This is a genomic window from Methanoplanus endosymbiosus, assembly GCF_024662215.1.
GTDB lineage: Archaea > Halobacteriota > Methanomicrobia > Methanomicrobiales > Methanomicrobiaceae > Methanoplanus > Methanoplanus endosymbiosus.
Map to the genome: position 1 here is coordinate 2,603,113 of NZ_CP096115.1, position 20,457 is coordinate 2,623,569.

The 20,457-nt window shown below is 43.5% G+C and carries 20 protein-coding genes; 9 read left to right on the forward strand and 11 right to left on the reverse strand.

The window, feature by feature from the left end; all coding sequences use genetic code 11:
* Positions 1-105 precede the first annotated feature (105 nt).
* Both L6E24_RS11900 and pscS read left to right on the forward strand, forming a co-directional pair.
* Positions 106-288, forward strand: coding sequence for a hypothetical protein (locus L6E24_RS11900; protein WP_257742191.1), 183 nt, complete (start codon positions 106-108; stop codon positions 286-288).
* Positions 285-1,463: an O-phospho-L-seryl-tRNA:Cys-tRNA synthase gene (gene pscS / locus L6E24_RS11905; protein WP_257742192.1), complete on the forward strand. Its 1,179-nt coding sequence runs from the start codon at positions 285-287 to the stop codon at positions 1,461-1,463. Before L6E24_RS11900 ends, pscS begins: the two co-directional genes overlap by 4 nt.
* Here the strand turns inward: pscS and thiI are convergent.
* Positions 1,452-2,642 (reverse strand): tRNA uracil 4-sulfurtransferase ThiI, encoded by a 1,191-nt coding sequence (gene thiI, locus L6E24_RS11910; protein ID WP_257742193.1) that lies wholly within the window; start codon positions 2,640-2,642, stop codon positions 1,452-1,454. The genes pscS and thiI overlap by 12 nt on opposite strands.
* 179 nt (positions 2,643-2,821) lie before the next feature.
* On the opposite strand from thiI, the gene L6E24_RS11915 reads away from it, so the two are divergent.
* On the forward strand, positions 2,822-3,454 hold the full coding sequence (locus L6E24_RS11915; RefSeq protein ID WP_257742194.1) for a DUF2150 family protein: 633 nt from the start codon (positions 2,822-2,824) through the stop codon (positions 3,452-3,454).
* Positions 3,455-3,474: 20 nt separating this feature from the next.
* Positions 3,475-3,927: a DUF5814 domain-containing protein gene (locus tag L6E24_RS11920; protein WP_257742195.1), complete on the forward strand. Its 453-nt coding sequence runs from the start codon at positions 3,475-3,477 to the stop codon at positions 3,925-3,927.
* 75 nt (positions 3,928-4,002) lie between these two features.
* On the opposite strand, the gene L6E24_RS11925 is transcribed toward L6E24_RS11920, so the two are convergent.
* The 3 genes from L6E24_RS11925 to L6E24_RS11935 form a co-directional block, all read right to left on the reverse strand.
* Positions 4,003-5,478, reverse strand: coding sequence for an oligosaccharide flippase family protein (locus tag L6E24_RS11925; RefSeq protein WP_257742196.1), 1,476 nt, complete (start codon positions 5,476-5,478; stop codon positions 4,003-4,005).
* Positions 5,479-5,621: 143 nt separating this feature from the next.
* The gene (locus L6E24_RS11930; protein WP_257742197.1) at positions 5,622-6,716 is read right to left on the reverse strand and encodes an endonuclease/exonuclease/phosphatase family protein; all 1,095 of its coding nucleotides are present in this window, start codon (positions 6,714-6,716) and stop codon (positions 5,622-5,624) included.
* 157 nt (positions 6,717-6,873) lie between these two features.
* Entirely contained in the window at positions 6,874-7,599 is a 726-nt protein-coding gene (locus L6E24_RS11935) for a YkgJ family cysteine cluster protein (protein ID WP_257742199.1), read from the reverse strand.
* Between the two features lie 191 nt (positions 7,600-7,790).
* On the opposite strand from L6E24_RS11935, the gene L6E24_RS11940 reads away from it, so the two are divergent.
* The 3 genes from L6E24_RS11940 (at position 7,791) to L6E24_RS11950 (ending at position 9,998) form a co-directional block, all read left to right on the forward strand.
* A complete protein-coding gene (locus L6E24_RS11940; RefSeq protein WP_257742200.1) occupies positions 7,791-8,126 on the forward strand; it encodes an STAS domain-containing protein in 336 nt (111 codons plus the stop codon).
* A 20-nt stretch (positions 8,127-8,146) separates the two neighbouring features.
* Positions 8,147-9,508 carry a PP2C family protein-serine/threonine phosphatase gene (locus L6E24_RS11945; protein ID WP_257742201.1) on the forward strand — a complete coding sequence of 454 codons (1,362 nt, stop codon included), beginning with the start codon at positions 8,147-8,149 and terminating at the stop codon, positions 9,506-9,508.
* Positions 9,509-9,575: 67 nt separating this feature from the next.
* On the forward strand, positions 9,576-9,998 hold the full coding sequence (locus tag L6E24_RS11950; RefSeq protein WP_257742203.1) for an ATP-binding protein: 423 nt from the start codon (positions 9,576-9,578) through the stop codon (positions 9,996-9,998).
* Positions 9,999-10,077: 79 nt separating this feature from the next.
* Here L6E24_RS11950 and L6E24_RS11955 read toward each other — a convergent pair whose 3' ends face one another.
* Positions 10,078-10,749, reverse strand: coding sequence for a PH domain-containing protein (locus tag L6E24_RS11955; RefSeq protein WP_257742204.1), 672 nt, complete (start codon positions 10,747-10,749; stop codon positions 10,078-10,080).
* 153 nt (positions 10,750-10,902) lie between these two features.
* Between L6E24_RS11955 and L6E24_RS11960 the strand changes: the two genes are divergently transcribed.
* Entirely contained in the window at positions 10,903-11,043 is a 141-nt protein-coding gene (locus L6E24_RS11960) for a hypothetical protein (RefSeq protein WP_257742205.1), read from the forward strand.
* A gap of 207 nt (positions 11,044-11,250) precedes the next feature.
* Here L6E24_RS11960 and L6E24_RS11965 read toward each other — a convergent pair whose 3' ends face one another.
* The 6 genes from L6E24_RS11965 to L6E24_RS11990 all read right to left on the reverse strand — a co-directional run bounded on the left by L6E24_RS11965 (position 11,251) and on the right by L6E24_RS11990 (position 18,063).
* Complete coding sequence (locus tag L6E24_RS11965) at positions 11,251-13,362, reverse strand: helix-hairpin-helix domain-containing protein (RefSeq protein ID WP_257742206.1); 2,112 nt, start codon at positions 13,360-13,362, stop codon at positions 11,251-11,253.
* Entirely contained in the window at positions 13,363-14,079 is a 717-nt protein-coding gene (locus L6E24_RS11970; protein ID WP_257742207.1) for a PP2C family serine/threonine-protein phosphatase, read from the reverse strand.
* A 111-nt stretch (positions 14,080-14,190) separates the two neighbouring features.
* A complete protein-coding gene (locus tag L6E24_RS11975; RefSeq protein ID WP_257742208.1) occupies positions 14,191-14,892 on the reverse strand; it encodes a vWA domain-containing protein in 702 nt (233 codons plus the stop codon).
* Positions 14,893-15,066: 174 nt separating this feature from the next.
* A complete protein-coding gene (locus L6E24_RS11980) occupies positions 15,067-16,635 on the reverse strand; it encodes a sodium:solute symporter family protein (RefSeq protein WP_257742209.1) in 1,569 nt (522 codons plus the stop codon).
* Positions 16,625-16,756 carry a symporter small accessory protein gene (locus tag L6E24_RS11985; RefSeq protein WP_004076259.1) on the reverse strand — a complete coding sequence of 44 codons (132 nt, stop codon included), beginning with the start codon at positions 16,754-16,756 and terminating at the stop codon, positions 16,625-16,627. The genes L6E24_RS11980 and L6E24_RS11985 overlap by 11 nt, the downstream gene beginning before the upstream one ends.
* 284 nt (positions 16,757-17,040) lie before the next feature.
* Positions 17,041-18,063 (reverse strand): hypothetical protein, encoded by a 1,023-nt coding sequence (locus L6E24_RS11990; protein WP_257742210.1) that lies wholly within the window; start codon positions 18,061-18,063, stop codon positions 17,041-17,043.
* 897 nt (positions 18,064-18,960) lie between these two features.
* Here L6E24_RS11990 and L6E24_RS11995 point away from each other — a divergent pair.
* Positions 18,961-20,142 carry a type III PLP-dependent enzyme gene (locus L6E24_RS11995; RefSeq protein ID WP_257744024.1) on the forward strand — a complete coding sequence of 394 codons (1,182 nt, stop codon included), beginning with the start codon at positions 18,961-18,963 and terminating at the stop codon, positions 20,140-20,142.
* The last annotated feature ends 315 nt before the right edge of the window (positions 20,143-20,457 follow it).

A 20,457-nucleotide genomic window follows, 5' to 3' on the forward strand; every position in this document is an offset into this window, starting at 1 on the left:
ATCTTTTTATTTTGGTACATAAATTTTCTTATTGTATCTATCATAAGGCCAGTTTTTTAATTGACAAAATACAATTATATGCAGTTAGTTTAACAAGGTGGATTTATGTCGCAGAGGGCCGTTGATGCATTATTTCAGGCTCTGTTTCTTCTGACAGATATCAGATCTCTTTTCAGGAGAACAGCTCCTGATCACGAATTCGATGAGGAAGAGAAACAGAAAGCCGAAAAAACGATAGAAAAGCTGAAAAAACAGGTTTCAATTCTTGAGCAGGAGATCTTAAAATGAAGTGCACAGGCAATATTGATACGCGGGAGGTTGAGGAGTTATATATCAATATAGACCCCATTCAGGCAGGTGGAAGGCTCACAAACGAAGCGCAGAAGGCCGTTATTGCCTACTCTGACGGCTATTCTGTATGTGACAACTGCTTAAAACCCTTCAGGCTTGATTATATCAGAAAGCCTCCTATTGCAGAGTTTCATGAGGACTGTGCGAAGTGGCTCAATATGGATCAGTTAAGGGTTGTTCCGGGGGCAAGGCGCGGGTTTCAGGCGGTTGCAAACTCGCTGGTGCAGAAAGGCGACCCTGTGATTCTTACAGCACTCTCCCATTATACTGAATTTGTGTCGGTTGAGCAGTCCGGCGGTATCCCGTGTGAGATTCCGGCAGATGAGAACAATCATATCACAGGCGAAAATGCGGCAGAGAAGATTGAGGAGGTAATTGCAAAATTTGGTAAGACTCCCCCTCTGCTATATCTTGAGCATGTGGACTATCAGTACGGCAATATTCACGACATAAAGGGTGTTGTAAAGGCCGCACACCAGTATGACATTCCTGTCCTGCTGAATGGCGCGTACTCTGTCGGAATTATGCCCGTTGACGGTAAGGAACTCGGTGTTGATTTCATAGTCGGGTCAGGGCACAAGAGTATGGCAGCACCTGCACCGTCAGGTGTCCTTGCGGCAAATGAGGAGTATGCTGATGTAGTATTCCGGACAATCACTGCCAAAGGTGATGTGACCGGCCGGACATTTGGCATAAAAGAAGTTGAGATGATGGGCTGCACCCTTATGGGCGTGACAGTCATGGGCCTTATAGCCTCTTTCCCGGAGGTGAAAAAGCGCGTCCTTGAGTGGGACCGTGAGATTGAGCAGAGCCGGATAATAACAGATGCACTGCTTTCGATAGAGGGCACAGTCTGCCAGAGCGACAGTCCAAGGGAGCATACCCTTACAAGAATCAACACCATAGAATCGTTTGACAAAGTAGCAAAGACCCATAAGAAGAGGGGCTACTTCTTATCCAGTGATCTGAAGAAGAGAGGCATTACAGGTGTAATTCCGGGTTCGACAAGGGTCTGGAAGTATAATACATATGGTCTTACCCGGAAACAGGCCGATCATGTGGCGTTATCGTTCAGAAAAATTGCAGAGGAGAATGATCTCTCAGTTGCCTGATTCGATAACCTCTCCATTTAATATTTTAATATAATCTAAGGTTTCCAGACATTTTCCGGTCAGCAATTCATAGTCAAGTTTCTCTTCTTCTGCTTTAAGGTCAGCAATCGTGGCTGATACTGCCGGATGCTTTGGAACGACTGTGCAGTCAAGATCGCCTGCAAATTCCCTGAATGTGCCGATCTTTCTTGCAAGGTCAACAATCTCTCCCTTGTCCCATGTTAAGAGCGGCTGAAGGAGCGGCAGTCCGGGTGGGATGACCTCCTCTGTAACCGCCATATTGGCAAGTGTCTGTGAGGCAACCTGCCCGAGGTTGTTGCCCATGACAATGCCGGACATTCCCTTTCCTATAGCAATCTCTGCTGAGAGGTGCATCATAAACCTCTTGCATACAAGGCAGAGGTATCGTGGTGTAATCTTATCCAGAATTTCGGTGTAGAAATCCTCAAGATCTATGGAGTAAAGTCTGATCTTTCTGCCCGGAGACCACAGTGAGAGGTTTTTCATATTTTCAAGCACTGCATCTTCGGTGTCTTTACCAAAGTAGCCTTTACCCCTGAAGAATATGAACGAGGATGTGCACCCTCTTCTCATGACAAGCCATGCGGCAACCGGGGAGTCGATTCCGGCAGAGATGAGCGAGAGAACTTCTCCCTGTGTCCCCACCGGAAGTCCGCCCGGCCCTTTTGTTCTTCTGTCGTATATGAGGCCGCCTTCTGTTCTTGCCTCGACAAATATCTCGTAATCCGGATCTTTAAGGTTCACTGTCAGGCCGGGGACCATCTCCCAGATTCTGTCACCTGTTGATGCCCCAAGCTCCTGGCTTGTGAAGCCTTTCATATTGGATCTCTTTGGCCGTACTGCAAAGCTCATTCCCGGTTTTAGTGATTTTGCAGCGATTTCGGCAGCTTTTTTCTCGATGATCTCCCTGTCAGATTCAGTGACTTCAGCAATGCAGGCATCAAGGATACCGAATATTTTTGTGACAATGCTGACTATTCCTTCCGGATTATCTCCATAGATTAGAATCCTGCCCCTGTGTCTCTCTATCCTGTGTTCGATTCCACCTGTATTCAGGGCGTTTTTTATATTATTGTCAAGTATTCTGAGGTAATGCCTCTGAACTGATTCACTTTTGAGGAATATCTCCCCATATCTGATCATTACAGCTTTATTCATTTTGCACGCTGTACTTATGTTTCAGGTAATTTAATGATTCCCGGCAGAGTGTCGCCCTGCTTAAACCGGCAGTTGTTCACAGTAGCTTTTGGACTGGTTTATCTGTCAGTCTGCCTCTTCAGAAACATGTGGAAATAGAAATAACTTTTATGATATGAATCAGAAATAGTGAAGTAATTATGGCAGGGAAAAAGAAGGGTAAAGACAAAAGTGAGCCGCAGTCAGTTCTCTATTATTTTTATACACAGGAGAGATGGGACAACTGGATTCTTACTTTAAAGGAGATGGATTTTGAAGGGGATCCTGAGAGCGAGGAGATGCCTGAAGGGCTTGCATCACTTGACAACTTCACAAAGGACCTCAATGTATCTGCGTTAAAAATAATCAAGCTGGTCGATAACGGGAGTTATAACCAGGAGATGGCCCTTGCAAAGTTAAATGAGGTTGAGGAGATCATTATGGCAGATCTGCCGGAGGATGAACTTACAGATATTCTCGGCGGTGTTCAGATGCGCTTCCTTGTTCTCTTCATGTCATGCAAGAATTATATCAGAGGTGAGATCGGAGAAGGCGAAATTAAGAACCTTGTAAAGGAGGGGCGTGCCATATCTGATGAAGATCCTGAGGCTGCACTTAAAATTGCCGCTGATATTGGTGCAAAAGTTCTTGACGGCGGCTCATGCTGCGGCAAGTATCTCCGTGGTGACTTTGAAAACCCAACCATGTTCGACGACTGGCTTATTGAGGTTGATGAGATGGGCGAGTCTTTAAAGACACTCAAAAACTTTGATGAGCAGTTCGGAGAAGCATAATATATATCAAATAATTTTTTATGATTGCACGAAAGGCCCGTTTCAGAAGGGCCAAAAAACTTCAGAATATTGTCGGTTACAGAGTGCCTGAATCTGTATTCAGCGGCCCTTTTCTTGAGGCTGTTACATCCTGTATGAATTTCCAGAGGATGGACAAAAGGCTGAGAGAACAGCTGTTAAATATCTTCAGGGATTTTATGGACTGCAACTGCAAAGGCAGCCCTTTATGCGGATGTCCGGAGAAGAAGTTTGCAAAGACAGTTCTTGAGCTGAGAATGACCGGACTTGACCATCGCCAGATCGGTGATGTTTTGCAGGATGAGTACGGCATTGATCTCTATCCGGCTGACATTCTCGGATTTTTAGAAGAGTCTGTGCATGTGCTTGAGGCAATTAAGTCAGTTGCTGACATCGGGAAGAAGACTGAACTTTCGGCTCTGTCAGCACAATGTATTGCCGGTATTGAGCATTAGGTCAGTTTTCCGGTCCGGGGCTTAGATTCATCTGCGGATATTTTTTTCATGTCCCGGATATCTTTCCGGTAATTTTTAGTTTTTAATCATCCCTGATTTTTTCAGGATCTCCTGAATATCCTCTCTTAACATCCGGTTTTTCTTATAGAGTATTGCAAAGTACAGCAATGCACCTGATATTACCACTGTGAAGAGAACCGGCCATGAATCCGTTGCAGAAACTCCCCTCAGCGCCAGAATAAATACTGCCATCAGGGCGGAGGCTGTGATTATGTCTTTCATCACCGGAATTTCAGGTTTTAATGAGATGGTGTCTTTCAGTAATCCTGCGCAGTATGTTGCTGAAAATGCCATTGTTGCCAGAAATGCCAGTGCAGAGCCGTTTATTCCGAAAACAGGTATGAGCAGGAGATTTAAGCAGACATTCAGAACTGCCGATGATACCGTAATCCGGAAACTTTCCTTTGGCCGGTTAAAGGCATTTAGGCACATGATTCCGGTCAGAAAAAATATACTGAATAGCTGTGCGGGGAGTATTATCTGAAGTGCTGCTGTGCCCTTTGCAAAGTCTGCACCATAGAGGAAGTAGAGAATGTTATCTCCGAGTATAATGCCGCCGATGACTGCCGGAACTGCCGGTATAAGGGCGTATGCCAGTGACTTTCCCACTGCATTCTGAATCATGCCGTATTCGCCTTCCTTGTGCCAATAGCTTACCTGCGGGAAGAGGGCATTTATCATTGCAGCGGCGGCAAGTGTTGCTATCGCTGAAAACTGCAGGGCAATGCCGTAAATTCCAACCTCGTAATTTGTCAGGAAATACCCGACAAGGATGGTATCTGCGTAAGCGATTACAGTAGTGCCTGCACCTGAGAGGAATGACCATTGGGCATAGGTGCAGATTGATCTGATCTCTTCCATGCCAAAGCGTGCCAGGCGGACAGTTCTGTAGCGGAATGCAAAAGATGCACCGATGATAAATCCTGCTATATGCCCTGCTGCAAGCCCGGCGGATTTAAATCCGGAAAAAACTGTTATGACCTGGGTTGTTATCCTGGTAGTCTCATTCAGAAGGGCAGAGATCTGGCTGATGCCCACCTTTCCTGATCCGTACACGGCTGAGATTATGATGTTGTACATGCCTCCTGCAATTACAGTCAGGATGAGCAGATGATACAGCCCTGAGGATGTTAAGTCTATGAATGCCGGTTTTGCGATTATAATTCCGGCTATAACAGCTGTTAACAGAACGGCCCTCAGGAAGACTGATGACGAGTAGTATGAGGCGGAATCACCGCCTTCACTTATTTTTTTAATCATCGCTGCTGATATGCCGCCTTCGGCCAGGAGGGAGAATACTGCAAGGTAGGCAAGGAATATTTTGTAGCCGCCAAGTGTCTCTGCGCCGAGCAGATGGGCGAAGTACATTGTGGATATAAATCCGGTTAATGTGAGGATTAAAAGGGATGTTAAGGATATTATGCTCTGTCTCTGAAGCTTTCCTATGCAGAGAATCCGGGATATTACCTCCTTTAGTGCCGGAATTCTCATCAGGTTATTCTGGTGCTCTGATTACTGAAAAAAGATTATGATGCCATGGGGCAGATGGCCTTATAGGTGCCCGGAGTTCTGTTTATCTTCATTTTGGTATTTCTGTGCGGTTTTCTCTTCAAAAATCGGGTTTATCCCTGTAATTATGACATCACTTCAGATTCCTGCATGCAGCTGTCACCACTGCATGAGGCTGAAGATTCTGACATTCTGCTGCTTACAGCCGGGACTGTTCCGTCTCCGGAAGTTTTAAACTTTGCATATACCGGATAATGGTCAGATACCTTCAGTGATTCATCCTGGCTCAGTCCGTAGATGCTGTCAAATCTGAATACTCCTGAATTGCCTGTATAGTACTCCTCTCCGCCGTTTAAGATGATTCTGTCATATGTGCAGACTGTATTTCCGGTGGTGGTGTCCTCACTGTTGCCAATCAGCCACTGGTATTCACCGGATTTCAGTGTGATATATGAGTCCTCGTCAAAGTATGTGCAGTCGGCATTGAGGTCGCCCATCAGGATTAATGTGTCATCTCCGGGCAGTACTCCTTCCATGTATTCCATGACATTAGTCAGCGCCGGAATCTCTTCTTTCGCTTCATCCGGATCAGTATGGATTACTGCATAGGTTGCTGTGAAATCCCCGCCTGTGGTCTCAAAGGGCATTATGTACGGCTCTCTGTGGAACATATCGTATTCACTGTCAGGATAGGTGACAGGGTCTCCTGCCGGCCTGATGGTATCTGTATTGTATATGAAGGCGTACTGCTCTTTGCTTGTTGTCCTGCCAAGCCGTTCGCCTACGTACATATCGTAGTCTGATCCGTCAGCGTTTACATACTGTAAGAGGAGGGGTGCTGCTGTCTCTGAACTGTCCCGTATCTCCTGAATGGCAATGATGTCAAAATTCCGGATGATATTGGCAAGTGTGGTCATCACTTCATCGTCTGATGCTTTACTCTGCCCGAATACCTGAATGTTAAAAGATCCCACGGTTATTGTATCTGTTACTTCAGCATTATTCCCGTTTACGGTATCTCCTATGAAGGAGATTATTATATTGATATATCTCTCAAATTCTGAGATTTCCGGAATATTTTCGTCTATATATCCGGAATCTGCTGTATTTGTTTCTGTTCTGGCTCCGATTCCGGTGAGGACCGCAAGCGCCAGAAGCAGCATTACAATTGCAATGATAAATTTTGGCAGGGGTGACTTTTTCGACTTTTTTCTGGCCATTGGGTAATTTAATTGTCCTTTGGGTTAATTATCCTGTCTCTGACATTCATAAGAACGTAGCAGGAAATTCCTGTGTCTTTAGCTCAGGGGTAGTTGACCTCTCATGGGATTTTTGTCTGCTTTCTTCGTAAATCCTGACCCTGTAAGCATCTCTGCATCAGGTTTTGGATATGTAATCTGACTTTTTAACGGTATTTCTCTCAAAATTTCCTTTGCTGAATACATAGACTGTGACCGGAAGATCGGCACTGAATTCCCTCATCTTCCTGTCATATATCCTTCGTACTGGTTTTAAGCCGTTCTCCTCAAATAGCTTAAGTACTGCGCTGTAAAAAGCGATCTCTTTTTCAAGAAACTCCTTCTCATAGGCTGTTGTTCTCTCTGCTATCTCCTCTGCATCTTTCTTCTCTACCGGATGGTTGTACTCACCGTGCAGGTTTAAGCCTGAGATCTGCCTGAAGTCCTTCACTCCGTCTTCGTCCTCTTCCCTGTGCAGCATGAAGGGATATACTCTGCATATGGAAAATCTGTCACTGTAGATTGTGCACCTGTTATCCTTTAAAAATATGCAGTCTCCGTTCTTTTGGCATCTGAGTGAATATCCGGATACGTAGAAGTTCCCGTCCTGATCGCAGAGTTCAAAATAGGGCGCAGGGACTATTGAGGATGGATCTATTCTCTTTGCCCGGTCAATGTCGGAGTCGAGGAGGAAGACATGGTCATTGAACTCCTTTGTGCAGCATTTTCCGCATAATGTGCATTTAAATCCCACATCCTCAATTATCTCTGCAAGTTTTCCGTCCGGAAATTCTGTCAGCAGAGAATATTCTGACTCAAGCTCTTCTCTCTTTGCTCTGATGTTTTTTATTGATAATATCTGCAATTATTTGCTCTCCGGAATTTATGTTATTGGTTATATGTGGTTATTTTTCTGTTCACTGTCCTTGTTACTGCCTGCCTTTCAGGGAGTATTATATTATTTTCAGTTCACTCTGAGGGCAGTTATTCTGTTTTACAGTTATGAAGGTCAACCAGAAAAATATTATCTGATATGATAGAAATACTGTATTAACTATGGAGATTGAAAATAAAATATCCGGCTCAGTAAATATCATTCTGGTACATGGCCGTATTGATGCCAGAAACTCCTCTCTTCTTGATGATAAGCTTAAAACTCTCATTGAGGCGGGTTCGGACAGATTTATTGTGAATATGGAAGGTGTGGATTATATCAGCAGTTCAGGGCTTCGGGTTCTTCTTGCGGCATTAAAAAAGGTAAAACCTTCGGGGGGGGATGTCAAACTTTCCGGGCTGAAGCCTTTTGTCTCTGATGTCTTCAGGATATCAGGTTTTGACAGTATCTTTGATATCTGTGGTTCTGAGAAAGAGGCCCTGCTGAATTTTGAATAATTCAGCCTGGTATTTTTTTTATGCCCGGAGAACTGAGCCTGTTTCTTGACCTTTTTGGTCTTATATGTGTAATTGTAGTATTCTCTATATTTGTCACCCGTTCGCACTGGTTTACTGAGGCGCTTGAGAGACGGTTTACCTGGAAGAACCGGACTGTTCTGATCCTCTCCTTTGGCCTGCTGTCTGTGTACGGCACCCTTGGCGGGGTTGAGGTGCTTGGTGCACCGCTTAATGTCCGTGATATCGGGCCTATGGCCGCCGGACTCTTCTGTGGTCCTTATGTCGGCATTGGTGCGGGGATTATCGGTGGTGTGCAGAGGTTTGCTATGGGAGGGCCGACCTGCCTGCCGTGCAGTCTTGCGACTCTCTTAAGCGGAATCTTTGCCGGAATTTTGTATATACTCCTTAAAGACCGTTTTGCCGGTGTCAGAATTGCGGTTGCCTTTGCGGTAGCGATGGAGTCTTTTCATATGCTGATTACCATCCTTCTCGTAAGCCCGCCTGAGGTTGCATATGAGATTGTAAGCCGTGCGGCACTCCCTATGATCCTTGCCAATGCAATAGGGATGTTCATCTTCTCATATCTGGTCAATAATATTCTTACTGAGAGAAAGACTGAAGGGGAGAGGGATCTCTACCGGAGTGAGATTGCCAGAAATAAGGCCGAACTTGATATCGCCTCTGAGATTCAGAATGATTTTCTCCCCAAAAAGATGCCCGATATTCCGGGTTTTGACCTCTATGCCATGAACACTCCTGCAAAGGAGGTGGGTGGGGATTTCTACGACTTTGTGGACTGCGCCGACGGCAAAACCGGCATTGTGATAGCCGATGTTTCCGGGAAAGGTGTGCCTGCGGCACTGTTCATGATGCTGTCAAAGACCCTTATGCATGCAGGCGCAGGGTGGCACAGGTCAGTAAAGCAGGCTGTGGAGAGTGCCAATAATATGATCTCAGGTGAGTCTGAGTCCGGTATGTTTGTGACGCTCTGTTACTCGGTTGTTGACCCGGATTCAGGCAGTATTGTCTATGCAAATGCCGGGCACTGCCCTCCGTTTTTCCTTAAAGCCTCCGGGGATGAATTTCTGCGCCTCAACCCGACCGGCATGGCCCTTGGTGTCATTGAGGACAATGAATATGGCACAGGTGAGGTGGCTGTATCATCCGGAGATCTGATAGTTTACTTTACTGATGGAATTACCGAGGCAATAAACGGTGATGATGAAGAGTTTGGAGAGGAAAGGTTAAAAGAGGTCATTCTAAATAACAGATATAATACTTCTGAGAGGATTGTGGGTTCAATTACTGAATCTGTCAGTACCCATTCGTCCGGAGAGTTGCAGTTTGATGATATCACGCTTGTTGTTCTGAAGGTGTTATAAGGCATCCGGATAATACAGTGTATCATTGCAGTAATACTGAATATACGACCTGAGAGGTGAATATGATATGAGCAGAATTTTTTATTACAGAACAGATTCCCTGACAGTGGATAAGCTGTCCACTCTGTCAGAGGCATTTTCAGATTATCTTCTGATGCTTCTGGTGCCTGAAAAGGTATCTATGAAGGCAGAGCTTATCTTTGAGGAGATTACCCAGAATATTGTGAACCACGGTTATATCCTGGGCGGTTTTTTCTCATTCAGGTGCACATTTAACGGAGAGGTGATTGAGATGGAGTTTCGTGACAGGGGAAAAGTGTTTAATCCGCTTAAGGATGCGCCTCTGCCGGATATGGACTCACCTGTTGAAGAGAGGGATATTGGCGGGCTTGGTGTTCATCTTGTAAAGGAGTTCTCAGACGATATGATATATACGAGGGATGGCACTGAGAATGTTCTGATGCTCAACAAAATAATCAGGAATTTCTGATGGTTGCCTAATCCGGATTTTTTCCGAAATATACGGGCGGATCTGTTTTAAAAAATTTTTGCGGGTCTTCAGATGAATCTCATCTTCCTGACTTTTCTTCAAGAAGTTTTCTGATCTCCTTAAGTTCAGTCAGCATCTGCATGTTTAGATCTCTGCCACTGTAACCGGTACTATCCCCGGAATATCTGCCGGTTGTGCTGCTGCCTGTATTGTAATCTGTATTTTTGTCTTCGTTTTCATCTCCTCCTGTAACTGAGGCCTGCGGTTTTCTGTTTCTGACATAGTCAAGGATAAGGTCGCGTATCTCTTCCGGGTTGTCTATGCCTTTGATGGCTATCTCTGAATTTTTCTGCCCGGAATAACCTGCGGTCTGGATCTTGAGATCAGAGATCTTATAATATCTCATCAGCGGCCCCTGTACAATATCAACATTGGTTATCCGGTTGTACGGCACTATGCCTGTCTGCCTGAACCATACGCCTCTCTTCCAGGACATCTCCTCACTGTCAAGTCTGTACACAATTGACCTGTAGTACAGCGGGTTCCAGTATATGATGAATGCAAGGGGCAGGATGATTATTGCCGCGATGTATATCATTGCCATTTCCGGCAGGAACTCCGATATTGGAAATATAAACCATACCGTACAGAGCAGGATTATAGATATCACAGTCAGTGACGTGAATATCAGGTTGTAGCTTTTAAACTGAATTTCCGGTTTGAACTCTTTTCCGGTCTTTACATTTGCCATGCTGTCATGTTTTCCGGTCTCAAATAAATATATACCTGATCTTTTCATTCCCGGAAAAACACTCATCTTTCAGGTTCAGTTTTGGGAATTTTGCTTTTTATGTGATGATCTTTTGGTTTTATTATAATTCTGAATTATCTTCGGGGCTCTTTTATGCCGGCCAAAGAAGAGAGAATTATTTACAGAAATAACAGGAGGTGGAGCATGATTAACAGAAAGCCTGCAAGGCAGTTGTCTGATGATGATTACAGAAGAGTATCTCAGATGCTGAAGTACCGCAGTAAAAAAATATGATCTGTGCATACAGTACACAGGTTAAAATATCTTCTCAGGTCAGTAATCGTCCTGATGTATGGGTGAAATTTATCTCTTTTCTTAACTGCCGGAATTATTGGTGCAATCTGTTTTCAGACTTTGATCTCAGTGTATTCCGGTGTGTCTTTCAGTACAGGCTGCCCTGAATGCCTTTTTGATTTTCAGGTTGCATGCTGCTTATCAGAGTTATTTCAGTGATGCAATCACCCGTATATCACATCTGCCGCCGTTTGATCGTACAGTTATTCTTCCGGTCTGGATGGCTTTACTGCTCATATATTCCGGAATTATGCTGACATCAATCTTCTGCTTTCCCTGTATGGAGAAGTTTTCTGGTTCTGCTTTAATCCATCTGTTATCAGATGTTATCTCACCGTTAAGCGTTCTCTCTCCTGAATTGGTTATTTCAATACTCTGTACAGTTTTCTGTGCATCATTGTCTGCCCTGTTTATATCCGGTTTTTTTATGCCCCTGAATAGCAGCCTTTTATCCGGAATTACGGTTAGTATGGGTTCTTTCTGTAATGATACATTTATCTCAGTCTTTTCAGAGCCTGCCGGGGTTTTGAACTGTATCCATGATTTGTATTTTATGCCCGCAGGTCTGCTTTCAAAGTATGATCTCTCAACCGTTATCTCAATTATTTTTTTATCTCTGACACTGAAATTCTTCTCCGGGAGAAGAATCCATCTGTGAAGGGGTTCTGCTGTGATTTCAAGGGGGTCCTGATTTCTGTTTATGATCTCTATCTCTGCCTTATTGTCACAGTCAGGGTCAAACTTCAGATCAATTATTTGTGGTCTGATCTCCGGTTTTAACAGGATAATTTCTCTATTTTCCGGCTTTTCCTCTATTATTTCAGGTTTTTCCGGAATAACTCTTTGTCTTTCCGGAATTATTCCAGGTTTTTTAGTCTCAGTATTCTGAGCCTTAATCCCGGCATCTGCTACAGGGTCTGTGGTTTTTACTGCACTATTTTTCAGTGCCGGTTCTCTTCTCTGAGCTGTATCGGTTTTTATATCCGTTTTTATTGCAGCTGAACTTTTTTCTGTATCCGGTAGGGTTTTAGTATCTTTTTGATGGTGTTTACTCTGGTATTTGCTTTGATATTTATTCAGTCCCTGAATGCCTGTACTGTTGTTGTCTGCCGGAATTTCCGGAGGGGTTCTGGCATCCGGAGATGTAATTTTTGCATTTGGTACTTTGGTTTTTGGTTTTACAGTCTTAGGGCCGTTGTATGGGAAATACTCCTTCTTTTTGATCTTCAGGATTTCACACCAGGGGCATATCTGAAGATGTCCTGAATGCCAGTGGTTTGGATTATTGTCGCACTGTTTTAACCCGGAAAGTTCATCCTGCAATACTGTTACCCATTCGTCTGCATCCGGGCGCATATATGGCTTATCTATGCCTTTAACAAAGCATCTCTCAAAGAGTGCTCTTATCTCAGGTGAGAGTATGGCATAAGGCGGAGCATAGAGGGGCGGATAGATCTGCCTGACATTTCTTAGGTAGGGGAATATTCCGTTCTTTATCTTATGCTCGGTTGTCGGGTAGTCCTCAACCCCCTTTCCTCTTGCCTGGAAGGGATGCACCCCGTTCATCAGGAATTTGAATATCAGAATGGAGAGTGAAAATAGGTCAGAGTAATACCTGTCAATATTTTCTGTCCGGAAATTTATGCCCATCAGTTCGGGAGCAAGATAATCTCCGGTTGCGACTTTGGTGAAGTATTTTTTGCCGGTCTTTTTATTCTCTATCTGGAAAGAGTCGCAGTCAATGATTGATATCGCAGCAGTCCTTGCAACAAGGATATTGCTGCCGCTCATATCCCCTATGCAGTGCCCGCTTCTGTGAATTGCAGAGACTGTGTAGGCGATATTATAGGCTGTTGTAAGGAGGTATTTCCATGTAAATGAACCACTCAGGTATTTATTCCGGTCCTGAGGGTCATAATACATATGTGCCTCTCTGAAGAGTTCTGTGTCAATGACCGGCATTAAAAAGCCGCAGAAATCTTTCCGCCCCGGATATTTGTACAGTTCGCTCACCGGCCATGCTATTGATGCCGAACGGGTATTCTTATTGTGTTCGGTAAGATCGCAGGCAGGAGGGTTGTCAGTCATTGAGGTTATCTTATCGCGAATCTCCTCTGTAATTATATTTCTGTAGTATATCTTTGCACAGAGAGCAGGATTTTCAGATAACTTAAATACCTCACCCTCCCCGCCTTTTTTTGGGGGGTGTATGAGGGTGTATTTTACCCCTGTGCGATCATATACGCAGGTATTATCCATTTAAGGTGCCTTTTGGCCGGTTTTCCGGTTGATAACCCCGACAACAAATGTCTTGTCGTCCTCGGAGTTTTCTGCCATCATTCCGGATGATAGAAGATTTTTCAGGTCTTCTGACGCTTCATCAGGGTCAGTTATACTGTTGATATATCTGTTAAAGGGGTTGAAAAAAGGGATGTGGGGCTGGTACTTCCCGCCCGGTTTTGTGAGGACGGCCCTCTGGCATCCATCGGTGAAGACAGATACTGAGTCAATGTCTGGGATATTTTCCTTTATTCTGAGATCACTTCTCCACTTATCTGAGGTTATCGGTGTTGTCTCGTTGATGTACTCCGAATATCCGGGGTCTGATATGATTATCGGCTCTCCTCCTGATATGCCTACAATGCCGCCGTCTCCGACATGTCCGCATGATACATAATTCCGGTCAATAAGAACGACCATCAGGGTGCAGGCGAGCTGCTCTGTCTGTATATCATTCTCATCTGCATATCTCTGTATGGACTCTCTCGCATGCAGGAAGGAATTTTCAATAATCTCCCTGTTTTTTGTAATATCTGCCAGGACTGTATCGCCAATCTTCTCCCTGAAGAGGTCTGTTATCATCCTGCTTGCAGATCTGACCGCAATTTCTGACCCGATCCCGGAGTACTCTGCACTGCCAAGGCCGTCTGAGACTGCTATTACGGCGGTTGACTTCCTTATGGCTTCAAATGCCATTGCGTCCTGGCACGGTATGCCCTTTTTTATATGCGACGGGCCGGTCACTCTTGCACCGAAAACAGAGGGTATATTATTCCGGAGCATATTGTCTTTGTTATTCATGACTGGTTATATTGTGGGAATCTCTCCCCATCCTCCAAGCATGTCAAAGGGGTCTTCAAGTACTACCTGTTCTCCTACTTTTGAGGCCGAAACTTTGGTCTGGCTTCTTGACAGCCATATGAACATCTCATTGAAGTGGTTCTCCTTAAGTTTGATCGGTGCCCTGTTTGGAGGGGAGATCAGTTTTAATGTCTCCATATCAGCTTCATCAACACCGACTGTAAAGAAGAGGAATTTCCCGTTTTTCTCTCCTCTGTGGACCGTACTTACAGTTTCATTCCAGAGTTCATCGCCCTCTTTCATGTCAGTAGGCTCACCGTCTGTTATCATAAATATCCAGGGGCGGTAGTAATCAATGCCTTCCTTTTTGTACTCTTCCTTTCTTGCTTCAAGCATATCAACGGCTTTTTTTATTGCGTTTCCCATCGGGGTTAAGCCGTCTGCTATGAGTTCTTCTGGTTCAAACTCCTCAATTGACTTAAAGTCAGAAACCACCTGAACTGACTGTCCGAATGCCACCACTGCAAGATCAATTCTCTTCCTTGCAAGGTCATCCTTCTCTATCTCTTCCTTGAAGGTTTTAATTCCGGAATTTAAGTCATCAATTTTGCCACTGATGTTCATTGAGCCTGATGTGTCCAGGAGAAGTATTGTTGGACAGTGCGGCTGCTGCGGGTATGCTATCTCGACCATTTCCTCAAGCGTCATCTCATTAACCTCATAAAAATTGTATAATTGTTTAATTTATTACTGTATATCTGCCTCTAATCTGATATTTGGACGATGGCATAAATATACATTCGGTTTTGGCCGGATTTATTCCTGAAATATTATACGCCTGAGAGAGGTATGCTGAATTTCCGGTTGTAAAAAAAGGCAGTATTATGCTGTTTCGCATAATCCATCTGTTCTGTTTTTCTCAATGATTTGGGCTGCAAAGAGTGCAATTGCTGATATAGGTAGGGCAATTACGATTGGATTTACAACTCCCCACGGCATCGGAAGAACAGACTGAACTCCAAAGAGTGCATCTGACATCCCAAGAACGGATGACTCCTTTACATGGACAAATGCGGTCCAGAGAAACCATGAGAGGGCACCTGCTGTAATGCTTATCTTTGCGGCATAGACTGAGGGTTTTTCCGAGTACAGTGCGTGGGCAAATGCCGGAATGAATGCTGCCGCACAGAGGCCCATGAATATGACAGTTGCCCTTGCTATGATGTTCTCCGGAAGTGCATATGCAACAATTGTGCTTACAATAATCATTGCCAGTGTTCCGATCTGAATTGCCTTCATTGAAGGTTTGTTCTCTTTTACAAGGGGGTTTAGGTCATATCCTATTGTTGTTCCCATTGTATGGAAGAGCGAGCTTAATGTTGACATTGCCGCTGCCAGCAGTGCGAGCATGAAGATTACAATGAAGAGATCGGGCATTGCGGAGTTGATGTACAGCGGAATTATGCTGTCAACATTTCCTCCGGCAGCATCAACCGCAAGCATGCCGGAATTTCTCATAAACCAGACGTTTGTCAGAGGGCCTACGGTGAATGCAACGCCTGTCATCATAAGTACAAACGGCCCCCCGATCATCACAGCCCTGTGAATTGAACGGTTGTCTTTTACAGTCATAAACCGGACTGCAAGCTGAGGCTGGGCAAGAACACCGATTCCAACACCAAGAACCATTGTTGTTATCATGGTGAGCCATATGGGAGACAGAAATTCCGGCATGGAGGCCCATCCTGTCATACCTGCCGCTGCGAGGCTTTCAGGAATAAGCGGTGAGAAGGAATCAAGTGCCGAGTTCGCCGCAGTCACTCCGCCGAGGTATATGTATGTCAGAATAAGAAGAATTGTCATGCCGACAAACATGATGGCCCCCTGAAGAGCGTCTGTGTACATGACTGCAATAAGCCCGCCGAGTATTACATAGAGTGCAACAATTGCTGCAAATCCGAGCAGTGCGGTGTCATAGGGTATTGACAGTGTTGTTTCAATGAATCTTGCTCCTCCTATAAGAATGGCCGCGGTGTATATCGGCATACTGACAATTATTATCAGGGCCGAAATTTTCCTTATAAATACTGAGTTATAGCATTTGCCAAGCAGATCAGGGTACGTAAGGGCACCTGTCTTCTGTCCGAGGCTTCTTGTTTTCTTTCCGAATACTATGAATGCGATAAGAACACCGACACCGATGCAGAGCACGGTCAGCCATACCAGGCCCATTCCAAGCTGGGCGGATATGCCTCCGAAGCCTACTATCGCAGAGGTGCTTATGAATGTTGCACCATAAGATAGTGCCAGAACAACCGGGTTTATCTTTCTTCCGGCAATAAGGAAATCATCGCTCCCTTTTGTCTGCCGGTAGCCCAGGTAGCCGAGAAATACCACTGCTGCGAGATAGACAAGGGTGATTGCGGCAAATGTCAGTGTATCAACTGCCATTCTCTCTCTCCTCTTCAGAACCTTTTTTCCAGTTGATTATGCCGTACGCTATACATCCTGCCGTCAGGATAAATGACAGCAGGTAACCTGCCCATATACCGGGATCAGATATACCAAACATAGTAGAAACCTCACGGTATTTTGAGAATGATGACCGGAAAAATACAGGGGCTGCCGGATTTTATTTTTAATCCGGAGCCCTATCTAAAGCTGAATAAGCTAAAAAAACCAAAGAAAAATGCAGTGCCACAGGTATGTGATAAGAGTCCTGTGTTATATTCTGCATCTCTGTCTTCAGTCATATTACAAAATACCTGTATTTTATTGGTTATGGGTTTTATTTAATAGTGATTGGTCTCATTCTGAGTCTTCAATGAGTAGTTCAGAGATGCTGGTTCCATCATTTCACAGAAGATAATGCCATACTCCAAGACCAAGCTCCATTGCAATCAGTATAATGACAATCCATTCCAGGAAGTTTGAATGCTGGATTCTGACCTCGTCAGAGAGCATTGAGTAGTTCTCCTGTATCATCTCAGTTTTTCTGCTGACGCTCTCTGTCCACTGGCTGCTTCTGATTACCCTCAGTGCCGTCTCATATACCCGTACATAATAGACATCCCCGGTGATCTTTATCAGGTTTCTGACCTTTTCAATAACCTCTGATATCTCTGCGTTTCTCTCCATTAGCTGTGTCATAATTAAGTGGTACTGCCTTGTTTTGAGAAAATTGGGCAGGCGGTCAGCATGGTTGATGTCATCATACATCTTTTCCATCTGCCGGTTAAGCTCCATATCATAATAACGAAGTTCAAGAACCTGGACATTTGCAAACTCAATAAGATCAATGAGATCCTGGGGATTTTCCGGGCTGCACAACAGGGCTGAGTCCCACGAGAGGATTGCAAGATCATCTTTCGTATAACTCTGTGTGTTCTTTGTCACCTCTTCGCGCATCTGTGCTGAAAACTCTGCTCTCTCGCCCATGAGGAGGATTACGGGGTCGCCGGTAATTTCTGCCGTATCTGTTACATATATCGTATAGTCCTCATAAAAATCAGGGTCATAAGTGAAGTCCTTTATAAGCGGCTTTAAAGAGCCGCCAATCAGATTAACATATTCTGAAAAAAGACCTGACAGGGGATCGCCATTTGCAAGGTGAAGTGCTGTCTCTTCAAGATCACAGTAATTTCCGTCACTGTTTTCATAGATAAAACAGATGCTGAACGCTCCGATATCGTAAATTCTTGCTGAAACTCCAAATTTGAATATTCTTCCTTCTATTTCAGTCTCTATCGAATCTGTTTTAATCAGTATTGGCTTATTTTCAAGAATTATTGATTTTGGTTTTACTCTGACAAAGTTTGTCCTTGTGGTTGAAAATGTCCGGGCCAGTTTTTCTTCAAGGAGATCCAGATCTATCTCCATTCCGGTGTCGTATATTCTGTAAAATCGGATTGAAATCAAGATATTTTTTCACCTTGTTTTGTCTCTTCATCCTGAGACAATATACTTCTCAGTCTTAATTGTAGATAAATTATATATGTGGATATTTTTACTGCCATAATATGGCTTTATGTTATGTTTTTTTAAATTTAGACTCAATATCGTCCTTAAATCTAAATTTTGTGGCATAATTAATATTTAATTTTGAATCTGTCTGATTTTTGTCTGTTATTCTGCGATTGTCCGGTTATTATGCCGCACCTCTTTTAAGACTCTATAAATAAGGTTTATTTCGGTCTTTTTCCGGAAAAAATTCTGCGCATTCTGATTCTGAAATATTATTCTGTGGGTCAGATATTGTACTGATTCGTATATTTTCATATAATTTTCTCTGATCTTAATTTTCAGGCCATATATTTCTATATCTCTATTTTGGGTGATAAATGTTTAAAAAGGGCAAAATTTAACTTATTCTGGCTTCTTCATTTAATATGTTTTTTGATGTATATATCCTAATATTTTGTAGTATTTTGTGTGATATTGTCTGATTTTGACTGTTTTAATCGATTATTTTGCAGATTTATTTTAGTTATTATTTGGCATATTATTTTTTTGATGTATTAAATAATATATTATTCTCAAATTCTAAAAGTTTTTATCCCTGTAATGAACTATTCTTTTGATAATTTATCTGAATAACAAATCCTCCGGATAAACCCGTTATAATTCGGTATGGTGGCTGGATTTTGGAAATAATTGAAAAATAACGAATAATCTCTCTGCGATTCACAATGATTATGATTATATGAACTGCCGGATTCCGGCTTTCGCTATTAATTTCATTGTTTTTGAGGCAGGAGGTTAAAGGAAGTGAATAAAATGGAAAATGAGGGGCAGAGAATTGCCGTACATCACATTGGCTCTAAAAATAAAGAGCTGCTTCAGAATCTGGCTAACGAACACGGCACACCAATATTTGTTATTGATCATGAGCAGATCCGGAAAAATTACAGAGGATTCAAAAAGCGTATGCCGGATGTTCAGGTATATTATGCAGTCAAGGCCAATTCGAATCCTGAGATTATAAAGACACTTTATGAACTGGGATGCAGTTTTGATGTCGCATCAATGCCGGAATTTATGCTGGTATATGACAATATAAGGCACCTCCCTGAAGATGAGCAGCTTGAGTGGATATATCAGAATATTATCTACGCAAATACAATAAAGCCGACTGAGACACTTGAGGCTCTCGACTGCTACCGTCCTCTTGTTACATTTGACAATATTGAGGAATTAAAGAAGATTAAAAAATATTCTCCTCAGGCCGGTCTTGTACTGCGTCTGAGAGTTCCCAATACAGGTTCGGTAGTGGAACTTTCATCAAAATTCGGAGTGGAACCGGGTGATGCTGTTGATCTGATAGTTGAAGCTTTTGAGATGGGTCTTACAGTTGAAGGGCTGAGTTTTCATGTAGGCAGCCAGTGCACCAATTTTGAAAATTATATTCTGGCACTTGAGATGTCTGCGGGTGTCCTTACTGAATATGAATTTCGTACAGGAGAGAAGATAAAGCTCCTTGATATCGGTGGAGGTTTTCCGGTAAAATACAATCCGTACGTAAAATCAATAAGAACACTTGCAACTCAGCTGAATGAGGAGATAGAACGGCTTTTTTCACCGGAAATTCAGATAATGGCTGAACCTGGAAGATTTCTTGTGGCAAATGCCTGCTCTGTTGTTGCAAAGGTGATAGGAAAGGCGTTTCGGGATGGAAAACCCTGTTATTATATCAATGACGGTGTGTATCACACCTACTCCGGGCAGGTTTTTGATCACTGCAATTATCCGGTTCTCTCCTTTAAGGAAGGCGAAACCCAGATCTCAGCAGTCTTCGGGCCAACCTGTGATGCATTTGATACAATTACATTATCTGCCGAACTGCCTGAACTTGATATCGGTGATCTTGTATTTTCTGAGAATATCGGGGCATATTCGCATGCGTCATCCACGTACTTCAACGGATTTCCGCCGGCAAAGGTTGTTCACATTAACAGATAATTTCAAATCACATTTTTCATATCATTTTTCTGCGCAGATTTCCCGGGTACAGAATTATATCGGGTTATTTTATCCGGATTGCGCCTGAAAAGGTATTTCCTTTAGTCCTTCAGGCGGATAAATGCCGATTAGGTTGAAATTACTCTCTTACCTGTAGATGATTAATGTTAAGTGGTATAAAAAAGCGGTGTCAGATTCGAACCTGACGGGAAAATGCTGCTATGGAGCGCGGGGAAAAGCCTGTTTTGATGCTCTTGATATACGGGCTGAGTATTCGTATTCTATCAGGGATTGGTTTAATGTTTGACGTGAAAA